This is a genomic window from Haloferax gibbonsii ATCC 33959, assembly GCF_000336775.1.
Lineage (GTDB): Archaea > Halobacteriota > Halobacteria > Halobacteriales > Haloferacaceae > Haloferax > Haloferax gibbonsii.
Window position 1 is genome coordinate 16,937 of record NZ_AOLJ01000013.1, and the last position, 14,723, is coordinate 31,659.

The 14,723-nt window shown below is 68.4% G+C and carries 16 protein-coding genes; 8 read left to right on the forward strand and 8 right to left on the reverse strand.

What is annotated here, in order from left to right; genetic code table 11:
- Window positions 1-54 precede the first annotated feature (54 nt).
- Window positions 55-633 carry an MBL fold metallo-hydrolase gene (locus tag C454_RS07795; RefSeq protein WP_004974277.1) on the forward strand — a complete coding sequence of 193 codons (579 nt, stop codon included), beginning with the start codon at window positions 55-57 and terminating at the stop codon, window positions 631-633.
- Between the two features lie 75 nt (window positions 634-708).
- Here the strand turns inward: C454_RS07795 and C454_RS07800 are convergent, their stop codons facing one another.
- Window positions 709-1,467 carry an SDR family oxidoreductase gene (locus tag C454_RS07800; protein WP_004974278.1) on the reverse strand — a complete coding sequence of 253 codons (759 nt, stop codon included), beginning with the start codon at window positions 1,465-1,467 and terminating at the stop codon, window positions 709-711.
- 104 nt (window positions 1,468-1,571) lie between these two features.
- Window positions 1,572-1,862 (reverse strand): DUF5827 family protein, encoded by a 291-nt coding sequence (locus C454_RS07805; RefSeq protein ID WP_004974279.1) that lies wholly within the window; start codon window positions 1,860-1,862, stop codon window positions 1,572-1,574.
- A gap of 150 nt (window positions 1,863-2,012) precedes the next feature.
- Here C454_RS07805 and C454_RS07810 point away from each other — a divergent pair, with 150 nt between their 5' ends.
- On the forward strand, window positions 2,013-2,438 hold the full coding sequence (locus C454_RS07810) for a DUF7522 family protein (RefSeq protein WP_004974280.1): 426 nt from the start codon (window positions 2,013-2,015) through the stop codon (window positions 2,436-2,438).
- A gap of 106 nt (window positions 2,439-2,544) precedes the next feature.
- Here the strand turns inward: C454_RS07810 and C454_RS07815 are convergent, their stop codons facing one another.
- From C454_RS07815 to C454_RS07825, 3 genes are all read right to left on the reverse strand, one after another.
- Complete coding sequence (locus C454_RS07815; RefSeq protein ID WP_004974282.1) at window positions 2,545-3,321, reverse strand: superoxide dismutase; 777 nt, start codon at window positions 3,319-3,321, stop codon at window positions 2,545-2,547.
- A gap of 137 nt (window positions 3,322-3,458) precedes the next feature.
- On the reverse strand, window positions 3,459-4,064 hold the full coding sequence (locus C454_RS07820) for a DJ-1/PfpI family protein (RefSeq protein ID WP_004974285.1): 606 nt from the start codon (window positions 4,062-4,064) through the stop codon (window positions 3,459-3,461).
- A 102-nt stretch (window positions 4,065-4,166) separates the two neighbouring features.
- Window positions 4,167-5,615 carry a cryptochrome/photolyase family protein gene (locus tag C454_RS07825; protein ID WP_004974286.1) on the reverse strand — a complete coding sequence of 483 codons (1,449 nt, stop codon included), beginning with the start codon at window positions 5,613-5,615 and terminating at the stop codon, window positions 4,167-4,169.
- 389 nt (window positions 5,616-6,004) lie between these two features.
- On the opposite strand from C454_RS07825, the gene C454_RS07830 reads away from it, so the two are divergent.
- Window positions 6,005-6,772: a hypothetical protein gene (locus tag C454_RS07830; protein WP_004974288.1), complete on the forward strand. Its 768-nt coding sequence runs from the start codon at window positions 6,005-6,007 to the stop codon at window positions 6,770-6,772.
- 64 nt (window positions 6,773-6,836) lie between these two features.
- Here the strand turns inward: C454_RS07830 and C454_RS07835 are convergent, their stop codons facing one another.
- Both C454_RS07835 and C454_RS07840 read right to left on the reverse strand, forming a co-directional pair.
- Window positions 6,837-7,520, reverse strand: a complete 684-nt coding sequence (locus C454_RS07835; RefSeq protein ID WP_004974290.1) for a 6-hydroxymethylpterin diphosphokinase MptE-like protein — start codon at window positions 7,518-7,520, stop codon at window positions 6,837-6,839.
- A gap of 188 nt (window positions 7,521-7,708) precedes the next feature.
- The gene (locus C454_RS07840) at window positions 7,709-8,848 is read right to left on the reverse strand and encodes a dihydropteroate synthase (protein ID WP_004974291.1); all 1,140 of its coding nucleotides are present in this window, start codon (window positions 8,846-8,848) and stop codon (window positions 7,709-7,711) included.
- Between the two features lie 177 nt (window positions 8,849-9,025).
- Here C454_RS07840 and C454_RS07845 point away from each other — a divergent pair, with 177 nt between their 5' ends.
- The 5 genes from C454_RS07845 to C454_RS07865 are packed head-to-tail and all read left to right on the forward strand — an operon-like array spanning window position 9,026 to window position 14,170.
- Window positions 9,026-9,595, forward strand: coding sequence for a response regulator (locus tag C454_RS07845; protein ID WP_004974294.1), 570 nt, complete (start codon window positions 9,026-9,028; stop codon window positions 9,593-9,595).
- A 22-nt stretch (window positions 9,596-9,617) separates the two neighbouring features.
- Window positions 9,618-11,714 (forward strand): HAMP domain-containing sensor histidine kinase, encoded by a 2,097-nt coding sequence (locus C454_RS07850; protein WP_004974295.1) that lies wholly within the window; start codon window positions 9,618-9,620, stop codon window positions 11,712-11,714.
- Window positions 11,715-11,769: 55 nt separating this feature from the next.
- Window positions 11,770-12,762, forward strand: coding sequence for a PstS family phosphate ABC transporter substrate-binding protein (locus C454_RS07855; protein ID WP_004974296.1), 993 nt, complete (start codon window positions 11,770-11,772; stop codon window positions 12,760-12,762).
- 44 nt (window positions 12,763-12,806) lie between these two features.
- Window positions 12,807-13,394: a hypothetical protein gene (locus C454_RS07860; protein WP_004974299.1), complete on the forward strand. Its 588-nt coding sequence runs from the start codon at window positions 12,807-12,809 to the stop codon at window positions 13,392-13,394.
- A complete protein-coding gene (locus C454_RS07865; RefSeq protein WP_004974300.1) occupies window positions 13,391-14,170 on the forward strand; it encodes an RNA methyltransferase in 780 nt (259 codons plus the stop codon). The genes C454_RS07860 and C454_RS07865 overlap by 4 nt, the downstream gene beginning before the upstream one ends.
- A gap of 38 nt (window positions 14,171-14,208) precedes the next feature.
- Here the strand turns inward: C454_RS07865 and C454_RS07870 are convergent, their stop codons facing one another.
- Window positions 14,209-14,670: a MaoC family dehydratase gene (locus tag C454_RS07870; protein WP_004974302.1), complete on the reverse strand. Its 462-nt coding sequence runs from the start codon at window positions 14,668-14,670 to the stop codon at window positions 14,209-14,211.
- Window positions 14,671-14,723: the final 53 nt, after the last annotated feature.

Below are 14,723 nucleotides of genomic sequence, written 5' to 3' on the forward strand. Positions count from 1 at the left end.
CTCAGCTCCGCAGCACCCACAACACGGAATAGCCCGCTTTTCGTACCTGTGCCCATGATTCGCAACCTCGCGCAGGGAATCCGGGTCTTCACGAGCAACGCCTTTCTCGTCGACGGCGAGACCACCGCGCTCGTCGACGCCGGCGCGAACTTCGACGTGGTGCCGAAGGTCCGCGAGTTCACGGAGTCGCTCGACGCGGTGTACCTCACGCACACGCACCCCGACCACATCGGAAACGTCGACGCCGTCCGCGACGCGTTCGACGTGCAGACGTGGGGTTACGACACCGGCAACCTCGCCGTGGACAAGCGCATCGACGACGGCGAGCGCATCCAAATCGGCGACGACGTGTACGAGGCGGTCCACACGCCGGGGCACAAGGACGACCACCTGTGCTTTTTCTCCCGCGGGTCGGGCGTCTGCTTCGCGGGCGACCTCGTCTTCGCCAACGGCGGCTTCGGCCGGACCGACCTCCCCGAGGGCGACCGCGGCGCGCTCGTCGAGAGCATCGACCGCCTGCGCGAGGTCGTCGGCGACGACCTGACCGAACTCCACACCGGCCACGGGCCGAGCGTCACCACTCGCCCAAAAGACGACATCGACCTCGCGGCGAAAGCGGCGCGGACGAGGTAAGTCCCCGGGTCGACCTCGCCGCCGCCGCGTCGTCCCGTTACGCCTCGCCAACTCGTCACGTCGCGCTAACCCGTTCTACCGACTCGTGTAGCCGCCGTCGACGGTGAGCGCCTCGCCCGTCGTGAACGACGCGCCGTCGGAACAGAGCCAGACGACCGCGGAGGCGATTTCGTCGACGTCGCCGAGGCGGTTCATCGGGTGGAGCGACTCGATTCCCTTCCGCGCCTCGGGGTCGTCGAGGCCGCCTTCTCCGAGCAGCGGCGTGTCGATGAAGCCCGGACACACCGCGTTGACGCGGACGCCCTGCTCGGCGTACTCGATGGCCGCGCTCTTCGTCAGCCCGAGGACGCCGTGCTTCGCGGCGACGTAGTGGCTCGCGTTCGCGAAGCCGACCTTTCCGAGAATCGACGCCATGTTGACGACGACGCCCCCGCCGTTTTCGAGCATCGCGGGAACCTCGTGGCGCATCGACCGCCAGACGCCGTTGAGGTTCACGTCGATGACTTGCTGCCACTCGTCGAACGAGAGGTCGGCGGTCGGTTTCTGCGCGCCGCCGATGCCCGCGTTGTTGCAGGCGAAGTCGAGTCGGCCGTACTCGGAGACCGCCGTCTCGACCATCGCGGCGACGGCGTCGCCGTCCGTCACGTCGGTCTCGACGAACGTCGCCGTCCCGCCGGCCTCCTCGATTCGCGCGACGGTCTCCTCGCCGCCCTCGACGTCCACGTCGGAGACGACGACTCGCGCACCCTCCGCGGCGAACGCCTCCGCCACCGCGCGGCCGATTCCCGAGCCAGCACCAGTTACGACCGCGACTTCGGTGTCGAATTGAGCCATAGTACGCTATAGTCAACAACCACCTGACAGATAACCGTTTGTGCGACTCTCAGGTCGGGAGAACGTCGCGGGCGCCGACCAGTGTGGTGGGTGCGTGGCGGCGGTTACTCCTCGTCTTCTTCCGGGACGGCGTCCGGATGGAGGCCGAAGTAGCCCGGCTCGTCGCTCCGGGGGTCGTTGATGACGAAGTCCTCCTGGTTGGCGACGATCCACGGGATGGTCCACTGCACGATGCGGTCTTCGGTCTCCTCGCTGAGGTCGTCCTGCGGGGACAGCCCCTGCATCAGGCGGGCGATTTCGCCCACGGTGTACATGTAATCGGGGTCGAGGATGTCGGCGGGTTCGTACAGGAGATACCCGTAGAGGGTTTCGAACTCGTCTTTCGGTTTGGGCATACTCACGCTTCTCGGCCGACGGGCAAAACCCCGACGACCGCGGGCAGCGAGCGGCCGGCGGGTGCTGGTCGCCGGCGGGCGTTCGTCGCCCGTGCGACCGCCAGCGGCCTCATGAGTAGGCTTATCAGGCGCGACGCGAGACCCGAAGCGATGAGCGACGCCGCTGCACGACTGGTTGAGACCTTCCGAGACTTCGGTGGGGACGACCTCCGAGACCTCTGGGTCTTCGACCATCACGGGTACGAACACCTCTATCTGAGAGAGGACGTGTCCGACGCCATCGGATGCGTCGACATCTCCCGATTCATCGACAACGAACGGTTCGGCTACATCACGAGAGACACCTACGAGACGCTGTACTACGCCGACTACGGCTACACCGTCCGCGGATTCGACTCGTTCGAGCAGTTCCGAACGTTCCTCGGCGACCGTCCCGTCGGTATCTTGGCCAGCTTCGACCGCGGCACCGACGGCCGGGATTTCGCCGCCCTGAACGACCGAGTCTGCGAGCTGAACGAGGCGTTCGACGGAGCGGAACTGTTCGATGACGCGGCCGCCCGCGACCGACGGCCCTGAGAAGGCGACCGTACCCGCGAGAGACGACCCTCAGCACTCGATTTGACGCGGAGAGCGCCGCCGCTGGCGACGTCGCGTCCGAAAGAAAAGTCGGGATGTACCGGGTCTACTCGAAGAGTTCGACGGCCTGGTCGTAGCGGGCGGCGGGCTCGTCCCAGTCGACGACCTCGAAGAACGCGGAGACGAAGTCGCCGCGGGCCGGGCCGTAGTCGTGGTAGTAGGAGTGTTCCCAGACGTCCAGCGCGAGGATGGGGTGGGAGCCCCAGAGCGCGCCCTGGTCGTGCTTGTCGACGACGACGTTCCGAAGCTGGTTCGAGAACGAGTCGTAGACGAGAAGCGCCCAGCCGCCGGCCGCGCCGGCNCCCTGGTCGTGCTTGTCGACGACGACGTTCCGAAGCTGGTTCGAGAACGAGTCGTAGACGAGAAGCGCCCAGCCGCCGGCCGCGCCGGCCGCCGCTTCGAATTCGCCCTTCCAGGCTTCGTAGGAGCCGAAGTCCTCCGCGATACGCTCTGCGAGCGCGCCCTCGGGCTCGTCGCCGCCTTCCGGCGACATGTTCTGCCAGAACAGGTCGTGCAGAATGTGTCCCGAGCCGTTGTGGGTGACGTTACGAAGCGCGCCGGCGGACGAGCCGAACTCGCCTGCTTCGCGGTTCTCGGCGAGGGTCTCCTCGGCCGCGTTCCAGCCGTTGACGTAGCCCTGATGGTGGGTGTCGTGATGCCACGTCAGCACCTGCTCGGAGATNGCGAGGGTCTCCTCGGCCGCGTTCCAGCCGTTGACGTAGCCCTGATGGTGGGTGTCGTGATGCCACGTCAGCACCTGCTCGGAGATGTGCGGTTCAAGGGCGTCGTACTCGTACGGAAGCGGGTCGAGTTCGTAGCTCATAATGTGTAACCTCCATATCACGGGTCGGGCGGAATCCTGTTAAAACTTGAGGAGAGGTATGCTAGCACAAACCACGACGTGCGGGTCGCTGTCGGTCGATTTCTCCGATTCGAGAAACTCCGCTTCGCGCGAGCGTGTCAGCCGTCGAACGGGTCCGTTCGGCGCTCGTACTCGATTTCGGTCGAGACGGCGTCGGCGATGTCCGACCCGAACTCCCGTTCGACGACGTGCAACGACAGGTCCAGTCCGGAGGTGACGCCGCCCGCGGTGAGCACGTCGCCGTCGTCGACGACGCGGGCGGAGACGACTTCCGCGGCCGTCTCGCGGAGGTCCGAGAGCGCGCCGCCGTGGGTGACCGCGGGGCGGCCGTCGAGGATGCCGGCGCGGGCGAGGAGCATGCCGCCGGTACAGACGCCGGCGACGGTGGTTCCGGCCTCGTGGAGCGCCGCGATGGCGTCCGGAATCTCGCCTTTCTCGGCTTCGGCCCACGCGCTCTGTGCGGCCCGGGAGTTCCAGCCGCCGCCGGGGACGACGAGGAGGTCCGGGCGGTCGGTCTCGGGGTCGAGGACGCCGTCGACGCCGACGCGCATCCCGTGGCTCGCCGTCACGAACTCGCGGTCGGAGAGCGCGACGAGTTCGGCCTCGCAGTCGGCCCCGGCCGCGCCGGCGTTCTGGAACACTTCGAACGGCGCGACGGCGTCGAGTTCGTCGAAGCCGTCGTAGAGGATGATAGCGACCTGCATGCTTGCGGAGTCGGTTTCCGGGGAGAAAGTCGTTCGCGCCGCGGCGACCGAGGGCGGAGAACGGAAGCGGCGGTCGAGAGCCGCCGCCGTTGCGGCCGTCGGTCAGTCGTCGCCGCGGGCGGCCTCGAACATCGAAATCGCCCGTTCGCGGCGCTCGGAGTGGTCCACGATGGGCTCCGGGTAGTCGGGCGCGAGGCGCTCGCGTTCGAGGTCGGTCAGCTCGTGCCACTCGTGGATGGTGTTGGCCGTCACGTCCGATAGCTCGGGGACGTACCGCTTGATGTACTCGCCGTCGGGGTCGTAGCGCTCGCCCTGCGTCATCGGGTTGAAGATGCGGAAGTACGGTTGGGCGTCGGTCCCGGTCGAGGCGGCCCACTGCCAGCCGCCGTTGTCGTTTGCGGTGTCGTGGTCCGCGAGGTGCTCGCGGAAGTGCGCGTAGCCGTGTCGCCAGTCGCACAGGAGGTCCTTCGTGAGGAACGACGCGACGATCATCCGGACGCGGTTGTGCATGTACGCCTCCTCGCGGAGCTGTCGCATCCCGGCGTCGACGATGGGGTAGCCGGTCTTCCCCTCCTTCCACGCCGCGAGTTCCTCGGCGTCGTCGCGCCACGCGATGTCGTTTTCGTACTCCTTGTAGTTCTCCGTGACGACGTTCGGATGCTCCCGGAGGACGTGGGCGTAGAACTCCCGCCACGCCAACTGCGACTGGAACTCCTCGACCGACTCGTCTCGCTCCCCGCCGACGCCCTCCCGGGCCGCCGCGGTCGCCGCGTACACCTCGCGGATGCCGATGGTCCCGAACTTGAGGTCCGTCGAGAGCCGCGACGTGGCGTCCCGCGTCGGGTAGTCGCGGTCGTCGGCGTAGCGGTAGATGGCGTCCGCACAGAACGCCGAGAGGCGCTCGCGGGCCGCTTCGGTCCCCGCCGACTGGACCGCGGCCGACGGCTCCTCGAAGCCGAGGTCCGACATGGTCGGTAGGTCGCCGGCGGCGACGTCGAACTCGGCGTCAGCGAGCGCTTCCGCCGCGGTTTCGAGCGTGTTGGCGTCGGCGAGGTCGTCGGCGTCCGGTTCCGGATAGGGCTCGGGCTTGTCGCGGTCGCGCCACTTCTTCCAGAAGTAGGTGTAGACGGAGTAGGTGTCGCCCGCGTTTGTCGTGATGCTCCCCGGCGGGTGGAAGATGGCGTCGTGGACCGGCTCGCGGCCGACGCCGGCGTCGTCGAGGGCGAGTCGCACGTCGGCGTCGCGCTCGCGGGCGAGTCCGGAGTAATCGATTCCCCAAGTGGCCCGCTCGGCGTCGAGCGCCGCCGCGACCGCCGGGACGACGGCTCGGGGGTCGCCGCGGGCGACGAGCAGGTCGCTCCCGCGCTCTCGGTACGCGCCGCGGAGTTCGGCGAGCGCGTCGAGTAAGTACCTGACGCGGGGCGCGCCGGCGTGGTCGAGCACGTCCCGGTCGAAGACGAAAAGCGGGGCGACGGGGCCCGCCTCGGCGGCCGTCGCGAGGCCGCGGTTGTCCGCGACTCGCAGGTCCCGGCGGTGCCAGTGCAGTTGCATAGCCGCGCCTCAGGACGGCGGCTATGTCAATGTAGCGGCAGTCCGACCCCGACGCGAGAGCGAAGCCGCCTAACCCGTCCGTTCGAACGAACTTAATCGGCCTACGGCTCGGGAAACGGCATCCTACCGCGCCTAACGGCCGTCACTGCCCCGTTTTCGGACGCCTGCTGGCATGGATATGGTACGGTGGCCGACCCTCGCGGCGGCGCGACTGTCTCGGGTAATATGATGTTATCGACCGAATTCCGGGACGAGAGTACGTTTACGTTCTTGCTATCTGGTGTACCCGGTTCATACCTATACCGCGTCGTAGCCACGGTTCTGGTATGTCCGGGCATCGCTTCCTTCCTGACTCCGCGGTCCGACAGCCGCGTCTCCGCTCCCCACTCGTGTTTCCGCTCCTCCTCTTGACGTTCGTCTGCGGAACGCTCGGGTGGCTCGTCTGGGTCCCCTACGGCGTGTTCCTCGGCGTGCTTCCACCCCTGGTCGTCTTCGGCTTCGCGTTCGCCGAACTCTCGTCGACCTCGCCGTCGCCGCCGATGCTCCCGTCGGCGCGTCCCTCGCCGCCGCTCTCGCTCGACGGCCGCGTCGACCTCGCCGCCGCGCTACACGGCGCGGGCGTCTTCGCGACCGACGGGGACGACAACCTCTCGCTGTCGCCGCGGTTCGCCGAGGACTGGCGCGCCCGCATGCTCGACACCGACGGTCGGGACCACGACCGCGAGGCGCTCGCGGCGCTCCTCGGCGTCGCCCCGGAGCGGGTCGAGATGGGGTGGAACGAGCGGGGACTGTTCGCGCGACTCGACCGCGGCACCGTCGGCCAGTGGTCCTCGCGCGCCGCGTTCGTCGCCGACCTCACGGCCGTCGCGACGTTCCGCCGGTACTACCCCGAGTGGTGGCGGTTGCCGACGGCGGACCGGAACCGCGTCCTCGGCGCTCTTCGGTTGTGTCTCCGAACGTGCCCGACCTGCGACGGTGCAGTCGCGGTCGAGAGCGAACAAGTGGCACGGCCCGACAGCGAGCGGGCGAAGCGACGCGTCTCGGCGACCTGTCGGGGGTGCGATTCGGTCCTGTTCGACGGCGTCGTCGAGCAGTCGGCGGGCGAGCCGTCCGGGTCCGACGAGGGGGCCGGCGTTCACCCGCAGAACACGCGCTGAGCGCGCCGCTCCGCCCGACTGAGCCGCGACGGCGAGGGCTCGGATTCGCGGCGGACCGCCGCTCTCAGGGCAGCGGGTCGATGCCGTCGCGCCGGCCGTCGAGAACGGAAAAACGCTCTCCGCGGCGTCGTTCGAGCCACCGGAGCAGGCGCTCGGCCCACCGGAGCTTCTGCGCTTTCATCGCCCCCACGCTCGGGTCGTCGAAGTCCCAGCCGACGAAGACGAGCCGTCCCGCGCCGAGTTCGTCGGCGATGAAGGCCGCTCGGTCGCCGTCGGTGAAGCCGCCCCAGTTGACGACGGGGCCGACCGGGGCCGCCTGCGTCGTCCCGAGGACGTTGTCAGCGTCGAACCGCGGCACCCACTCGCGGACCGCGGGGAGGTTGTCGCCGTGGGCGTGGGCCGCGACGGGCACGCCGGATTCCGTTAGCTCGACCGCCGTCTCGGGGTTCTTGTCGAGGTCGGTCACCATCAGGTCGAGGTCGAACCCGGCGGCTCGGACCGCGTCGGCGGCGGTGGAGGCGGCGACGACCACGTCCACGTCGGGGGCGTCGAGCCTGTCGAGTTCGTCGTCGAGCGTCGGTGCCGCCCCGCAGACGGCGACGGTCGCGTCCGCCCAGTCCAGTCGGTCGCGGTCGAAGGGGCTCACGAGGTCCGCGAGCGCGTCTCTGGCCCGCTCGTCGCCGGTTCGGTCGAAGCCGAAATCGTCGAGAATCCGCTCGTAGACGGGTTCCCACGTGGTGAAATCCATGGTGTAGCTGTCGCTCAGAATGTAACTGTATGGGCCGGAATGGCACTCGTGTACCCCTACCCGCGTGCCCTTCCGGCGTCCACAGGACCGTTTTAGGGTCGGATGGTATAAGTTTTCTCTTAGTAGAACGGTCAACGTCTGCCGAACGTCAGACGAATAGACGGGTCTGGCACGAGATAGCGTACCAGTCAGTTCGTCGCCCGCTCGACGGTCTCTAACGCGGCTTCGAGGGCATCTGAGGCGTCCGTGACGAGCGTCGGAAGCCGGGCGAGCGCGGCGGGACTTCCGACCAGAAGCGCACCGGTGTCGCCGGCGGCCAAGACAGCTCCCGCGTCGCCGGCGGCGGCGGCGAGTGATTCCCGGTCGTCGGCCCCGAGCCCTTCCAGTTCGAAGACGCGCGTGACGCTCTCGGCGGCGACCTCGCGGTTCGCGCCGACGCGGTCGAGGTGCCTCGCGGCCTCGCCGGGCGTCGTCACGTCGAGTTCTTCGACCGACACGTCGCCGGGTTCGCGGACGCGGCGGCGCTTGAACTCGTGGCCGATGAGGGCGGCGTCGCGGGTCTCTTTCACGTCGTGGGTCCGGACGACGTGCGCGCCGCGTTCGACCGCCATCGACGTGGCGGCGAGGCTGACGGGCAGCGCCTCCTCGGTCGAGCGACCGGCCACGTCGCGGAGGAAGTTCTTGCGGTTGATGGAGACCAGGATGGGGTGTCCGTAGCCGCGGAACTCCCGCAGGCGGTCGAACGTCTCGCGGTCGTGTTCGAGCGTCTTCGCCTCCGACCAGCCGCCGAAGGCGGGGTCCACGATGGTCTTGTCGGTGAAGCCGTTCAGTTCGAGGGCGTCGTAGATGTCGTCGACTTCCTCGATTGCACCGGGGCGGGTGAGGTCCGGCGGGCTGGCCATCTTGGCGACGGCGGCGTCGAACTCCTCGCAGACGCGGGGCATCTCCGGGTCGGCGAAGCCGCAGATGTCGTTGACCATGTCGAAGCCGCCGTCGAGCGCCGCCTCGGCGACCTCGTGGTAGCGCGTCTCGATGGAGAAGACGGCGTCGCCGGAGACGCTGTCGAGGACCGAAAGCGCCGTGTCGAGCCTGTCGAGTTCGTCTTCGGCCGACAGCACGTCGAGGCGCTTGTTCGCCGATTCGAGGCCGACGTCGACGATGTCGGCCCCCTCGTCGATGAGTTCGCGGTCGACGTACTCGGCGGCCTCGCTCGGGTCGTTGAACACGCTCGGCTTGTACGGGGACTCCTTGGAGACGTTCAGCACACCCATGATTCGCGGCGGGTGGTCGTCGCCGATTTCGAGTCCTGCCGCATCGACGGTTCGCATACCCGCCGGTTGGACCACACGAACATATGCCGACCGGTCGCGGAAGGTGGGACGAAAGCCGAGTTCGAATCCCCGAAACACGGGAATTGAGCCCTATTGAGCCCTCATAGCAACCGCTTAATAGCGCTCTTTGGACGTTACATCCAACCGGGCTCCAACCGGGCGTACCCACCGATTATGACTGGCGACGGACTCCCGACGATACTCGCCGTTGACGACGAACCGTCCCTGACGACGCTGTACGAGGCGTGGCTCGCAGACGACTTCCGCGTCAGGACGGCGTCGAGCGCCGAGGAGGCTCTCGAACTCGTCGCCGGCGAGTCGTTCGACGCCGCGATGCTCGACAGGCACATGCCCGGCGGCACCGGCGACGAGGTGCTGTCCGAACTCCGGGCGCGCGACCACGACTTCCCGGTCGTGATGGTGACGGGCGTCGAACCCGACACCGACATCGTCGAGATGCCGTTCGACGACTACCTCGTCAAACCGGTGGGAAAGCGGGAGGTCCAGCGGACCGTCCGCTCGCTCGTGGTTCGCGGGTCGTACAACGACCACCTCCGGGAGTACTTCGCGCTCGCCCGCAAGCGGGCCGTGTTGGAGGCCTCCTGCGACCGCGAGGCGCTCGAAAACTCGGCGTCGTACCGCGAACTCACCGCCGCCGTCGACGACGCGGAGACCCGCGCCGACGCGGCCCGTGCGGAACTGCTCGAAGACGGCTTCGAGGGGACGACTCCCGACCTCGGATGACAGACGGGAGGTTCGCTCGACCGTGACGAGACGCCTCCTGCCGCGGTTCGTCAGGAAGCGGTACGCGGTGAAGTTCGCACTCGCGCTCGGACTCGTCACGCTCGCCATCGCGGCCGTCGGCGGCTACTCGTACCTCCACGCCAACGAGGTCATCGGCGAGGAGACGCGCGACGGCCTCGTGACGAACGCCGAGATTCAGGCGCAAAACCTCGACGAGTGGCTCACCCGGATGGAGGTGCAGATGCGGTCGATATCGGAGTCCGCGGCGTTCCAGTCCGGCGACGACCGCGACATCAACCTCTATCTGTGGTCGGTGGTCGAACGCGACCGCGACATCGACGCCGCGTACTACATCGACACGAGAAACGAGACGGTCCTCACGAGCACGGGGAGCGCCAGCGTCGCCTCGGCCGAGTCGGTGACGACGTATTACGGCCGACAGGAGTTCACCGCGCTCGCCCAGCAGTCCCACGGCGACGTGGTCATCTCCGACCCGTTTCGCCCCTCGGAGGGGGCCGCACCGGTCCTCCTCTTCGCGACGACGATACCCGAGCGGCCGAACCGGGCCGTCATCGCCGTGGCGAACCTCCGCGATATCTCTGAGACACACCTCCACGACATCAACGCCGGTCGGTTCGTCGTCGTCGACGCGGCGGGCACCGTCGTCCTCGCGGAGGACGAGTCGCGGCTGTTGGAGACCGACGCGCTCGAAACGACCCGGTACGACTCGGCGTCCGGGTTCGTCCCCGGCCAGTCGCTCGGCGACTCGAAGACCGAGGTCGGGTTCGCCCGAATGGAGGCCCACGACTGGGTCGTCACCTCGCGCGTCCCCACGGGGGAGGCGTACGCCCTCCGGACGGACATCCTCACCCAGATACTCGCGACCCTGTTCGTCGTCGGCGCTGGAGCGGCCCTGCTGGCGGCCACCATCGGACGGGACACCGTCGACGCGGTTCGGACCCTCGGGTCGAGCGCGCGGGAACTCACCGACGGCAACCTCGACGTGGCGATCGACCGCGACCGCGAAGACGAGTTCGGCGACCTCTACGAGGCGTTCGACGTGATGCGAGTTTCCCTGCGCGACCAGATTCTCGACGCCGAGCGCGCCCGCGAGGAGGCTGAGTCGGCGAGACGGGAGGCGTGGGACGAAAAGGAGGCCTCGGAGCGCCGCCGCCGCCACCTCGAACGGACCGCGGAGGCCTACGGCGAGGTGATGCGGGCCTGTGCCGACGGCGACCTCGCGGAGCGAATCGACCCCGACGAGGAGAGCGAGGCGATGGCCGAGGTCGCTCGGTCGTTCAACGAGATGATGGCCGACGTCCAAGAGCGGAACGAACAGCTTCGAACCGTCTCGAACGTGCTCTCGCACGACCTCAGAAACCCCCTCAACGTCGCGGTCGGCCGGGCGGAACTCCTCGCCGACGAGACCGAAAGCGACCACGTCGAACCGCTCGTCGAATCGCTCGACCGCATCGACGCCATCATCGACGACGCGCTCGTGTTGGCGCTCCAGCGGCGGGTCGAAGACACGCTCCCGGTCGCGTTGTCCGACGTGGCGCGTCGGTCGTGGACGCACGTGGACACCGGGGACGCGACGCTCGTCGTCGACGAGAACCCCCGGTTCGCCGCCGACCCCGACCTCGCGGCCCACGTCTTCGAGAACCTCTTTCGGAACTCGGTGGAACACGGTTCCACGGGCAGTCGGATTCCATCCGACGACGCTGTAGAACATGGTTCTACAGGCAACCGGACTGTGTCCGGTGACGCTGTGGAACACGATTCCACGGGCAGTCGGATTCCATCCGACGACGCCGTCGAGCACGGCGACGACGGAGTGACCGTCACCGTCGGCGCGCTCGGGGACGCCCGCGGGTTCTACGTCGAAGACGACGGCCCCGGCATCCCGGAGTCCGACCGAGCGAGCGTGCTCGAACCGGGCTACACGACGAACCGCGCCGGCGGCGGGACCGGCTTCGGCCTCCCGATCGTCCTGCAGGTCGCCGACGCCCACGGCTGGGACCTCACGCTCTGCGAGTCGGCGTCCGGCGGGGCGCGATTCGAACTCAGCGACGTCGAGCGCGTCGGCCGCGACACCGACGACGCGGCCTCCCTCGTGTGACTATATATCGCACTTAGCAACCACCATGACCGGACGCGAGAAACGACTGACCGTAATGCCACCTTGTCGGGACGACGAACCGAGTCGGCGTGCGCTTCTCGGCGCGCTCGGGGCGACGGGAGCGGTCGGGCTGGCCGGCTGTCTCGGGAGCGTCGGGTCAACTCCGACCCGGACCGCGGCCACGACGACCGACGACGACGCGCTCTCGGGGCGTATCGCCATCGCCGGCAGTAGCACGGTCTACCCGCTGACGCTCTCGCTCGGAAAGTCGTTTTCGGACGCGCACCCGGACGTGACGGTGTCCGTCACCTCGACGGGCACCGGCGGGGGGTTCGCCGACTTCTTCTGTGCGGGCCGAACCGTCGTGAACGACGCGAGCAGGGCCATCGAGACGGACGAGCGCGACGCCTGCGCAGCCGCCGGTGTCGAGCCGGTGGAGTTCCGCATCGGCACCGACGCCATCTCCGTCGTCGTCAATCCCGACGCCGACTGGGTCGATTGCCTCACGCTCTCCGAACTCGCCGAGATATGGCGCGTCGACGGGGCCTCGTCGTGGAGCGACGTGCGACCCGAGTGGCCCGACGATCCGATTCGCCTCGCCGGCCCGACCACGGCCTCGGGCACGTTCGACTACTTCTCGGCGGCTGTTCTCCCGAGCGCGGTCCAGCGCACGGACCACCTCACGACGGAACAGGACACGGCCATCGCCAAGACCGTCCGCGAATCGCCGTACGCGATGGGCTACTTCGGCCTCGCGTACTACCTTCAGAATCGCGACGCCGTCCGGGCGGTCCCGATTTCCGAGCCCGACGGGTGCGCTCTCCCGTCGCCCGCGAACGCCAAGAACGGGAGCTACGACACGCTCTCGCGGCCCCTCTATATCTACGTCGCTCGCGAGGCGCTGTCGCGCCCGGAGGTCGCCGCGTTCGTCCGGTACTACCTCGAACGGTCCACGTCGGAGCCTGCGGTCGTCGGCTACGTGCCCGTCACGGCGGAGACGGCGTCGGCCAATCTCGACCGGCTGGACGCGCTCCTCGCGGACGGCTGACCGGCATCACGCCATTTTTATCCGCCGCTCGGCTACCTCGGCCCATGGCGAAGGTCAGCGTCGGACTCCGCGGATGGCGGTTCGAAGAGTCCGAGATATTCACCGACGAGGGCGAGTTCAAACCGCTCGACGAGATTCCCGAGGACCCGCGGGAGCGACTCATGCGCCTCGTCTCGCTCGTCGAGGAACCGTGCGACGCCTGCTATCTGGTCCACGGCGACGAGGACATACAGCAGTGCCGACAGGCGTCCATCGTCTACGGCGAGCCCCGCGAGGAGGTGCTCCTCTGTGACCACCACGAGCCGGACTTCCTCTACTGGTTCCGCGAGGAGGACGGCCGCGACTTCGTCGGCGACGCGGTGTTCGCCGACGCCTTCCACGAGTGGTTCGCGGACGGCGGTCGCGCTCCCGACGGCTACGGCGGACTGGACTACGTCGACACCGACCCCGACGAACTCCCGTCGCCGCCGGACGCCAACGAGATTCAGCGCCGGCTGGAGGAGAACTTCGTCGAGGGCGAGCGTATCAACCTCCGCGACTACGGCCCCGACGCGGACGACGAGGACGCGACGCCCCTGACCGAAGACGACCTCGACGCCGTCGACCTCGACACGGACTACCCGACGAAATGAGCGGCGACCGAGACGCCGGTACGGGCGGGGGCCGCGAGTTCGTCGTCGTCGTCGTCGAACCCGAGACGCCCGGCAACGTCGGCACCATCGCGCGGGCGATGAAGAACTTCGGCATCTACGACCTCCGCCTCGTCGACCCGCCGGAGCTGGACCCCGACGGCGAGGCGTACGGCTTCGCCGGCCACGCCCGCGAGGACGTGCTCCCGAACGCCACCGAGACGACCTTGGAGGAGGTCGTCGAGGAGTTCCACACCATCGGGACGACCGCGGTCTCCCACGAGGACTCCACCCGGCACATCCGCTACCCGTTCAAGACGCCGGTCGAAATCGCCGACTCGCTGGAGTCGGTGGAGACGAAGACCGCGCTCGTCTTCGGCCGCGAGGGGACCGGCCTCGACAACGAGGAGTTGGCGATGCTCGACGAGGTCTGTTGCATCCCCGCCGACGACCGCTACCCCGTGCTCAACCTCGGACAGGCGGCGACGATTCTCATGTACGAGCTTCGCCGCTTCACCGTCGAGGAGACGCAACTCCCCGACGTGGAGCGCGAGCGCGCCTCCGAGGCCGAAATCGAGGTCGTCTACCGCTTCTTCGACGAGTTGCTCGACGCCGTGGACTACCGCGAGCACAAGCGGACCAAAACCTCGCGGATGATGCGCCGACTGCTCGGCCGCGCTCACCCGACCGAGCGCGAGGCCGCGACGCTGACGGGCGTGTTCCGTCGCGCCGCCGAGGCCGTCCGCGACCCGGACCGCTTCCGCGACGACGAGAACTGACGCGACCCGTCTCTACTCCTCGCCGCCGGCGCGCCGCGCTACTCGTCACCGCCGCTCCGGCGGGCGAACATCACGTAGCTCACGAACGAACAGACGTCCTCGACTTCTCCGGACTCGCGCTCGGCGCGGGTCGTCGTCCGAATCTCCACGAGCCCGCGGTCGTCGGTCTCGGCGGTCGTCTCCAGCACTTCGGTTTCCACGACGAGCGTGTCGCCCGGGTACACCGGTTTCCACCAGCGGAGTTCGTCGACGCCCTTCGCGCCGAGGGACGCCGAGTCGGCGAGGAAGCCGTCCACGAGCAGGCGCATCGTCATCGCCGTGGTGTGCCAGCCGCTGGCGATGACGCCGCCGTACATCGACTCGGCCTCGGCGCGTTCGGGCTCGGTGTGGAACCACTGCGGGTCGTACCGCCCGGCGAACTCCAGAATCTCCGATTCGGTCACGTCGTACTCGCCGAACTCGTGGGTGTCGCCGACGGCGAAATCCTCGAAGAACTGCATGACCCCTCTTCGGCCGCCCCCGTGGAGAAAGTAGCGGTGCCGGTGGTCCGGGC

Coding starts and splice junctions, on each gene's coding strand:
- C454_RS07820 (WP_004974285.1), bottom strand. CDS start 4,064: ATGCAGGTCGCTATCATCCTCTACGACGGCTTCGACGAACTCGACGCC.
- C454_RS07810 (WP_004974280.1), top strand. CDS start 2,013: ATGAGCGACGCCGCTGCACGACTGGTTGAGACCTTCCGAGACTTCGGT.
- C454_RS07840 (WP_004974291.1), bottom strand. CDS start 8,848: ATGCGAACCGTCGATGCGGCAGGACTCGAAATCGGCGACGACCACCCG.
- C454_RS07860 (WP_004974299.1), top strand. CDS start 12,807: ATGGCGAAGGTCAGCGTCGGACTCCGCGGATGGCGGTTCGAAGAGTCC.
- C454_RS07825 (WP_004974286.1), bottom strand. CDS start 5,615: ATGCAACTGCACTGGCACCGCCGGGACCTGCGAGTCGCGGACAACCGC.
- C454_RS07835 (WP_004974290.1), bottom strand. CDS start 7,520: ATGGATTTCACCACGTGGGAACCCGTCTACGAGCGGATTCTCGACGAT.
- C454_RS07870 (WP_004974302.1), bottom strand. CDS start 14,670: ATGCAGTTCTTCGAGGATTTCGCCGTCGGCGACACCCACGAGTTCGGC.
- C454_RS07805 (WP_004974279.1), bottom strand. CDS start 1,862: ATGCCCAAACCGAAAGACGAGTTCGAAACCCTCTACGGGTATCTCCTG.
- C454_RS07800 (WP_004974278.1), bottom strand. CDS start 1,467: ATGGCTCAATTCGACACCGAAGTCGCGGTCGTAACTGGTGCTGGCTCG.
- C454_RS07795 (WP_004974277.1), top strand. CDS start 55: ATGATTCGCAACCTCGCGCAGGGAATCCGGGTCTTCACGAGCAACGCC.
- C454_RS07845 (WP_004974294.1), top strand. CDS start 9,026: ATGACTGGCGACGGACTCCCGACGATACTCGCCGTTGACGACGAACCG.
- C454_RS07865 (WP_004974300.1), top strand. CDS start 13,391: ATGAGCGGCGACCGAGACGCCGGTACGGGCGGGGGCCGCGAGTTCGTC.
- C454_RS07855 (WP_004974296.1), top strand. CDS start 11,770: ATGCCACCTTGTCGGGACGACGAACCGAGTCGGCGTGCGCTTCTCGGC.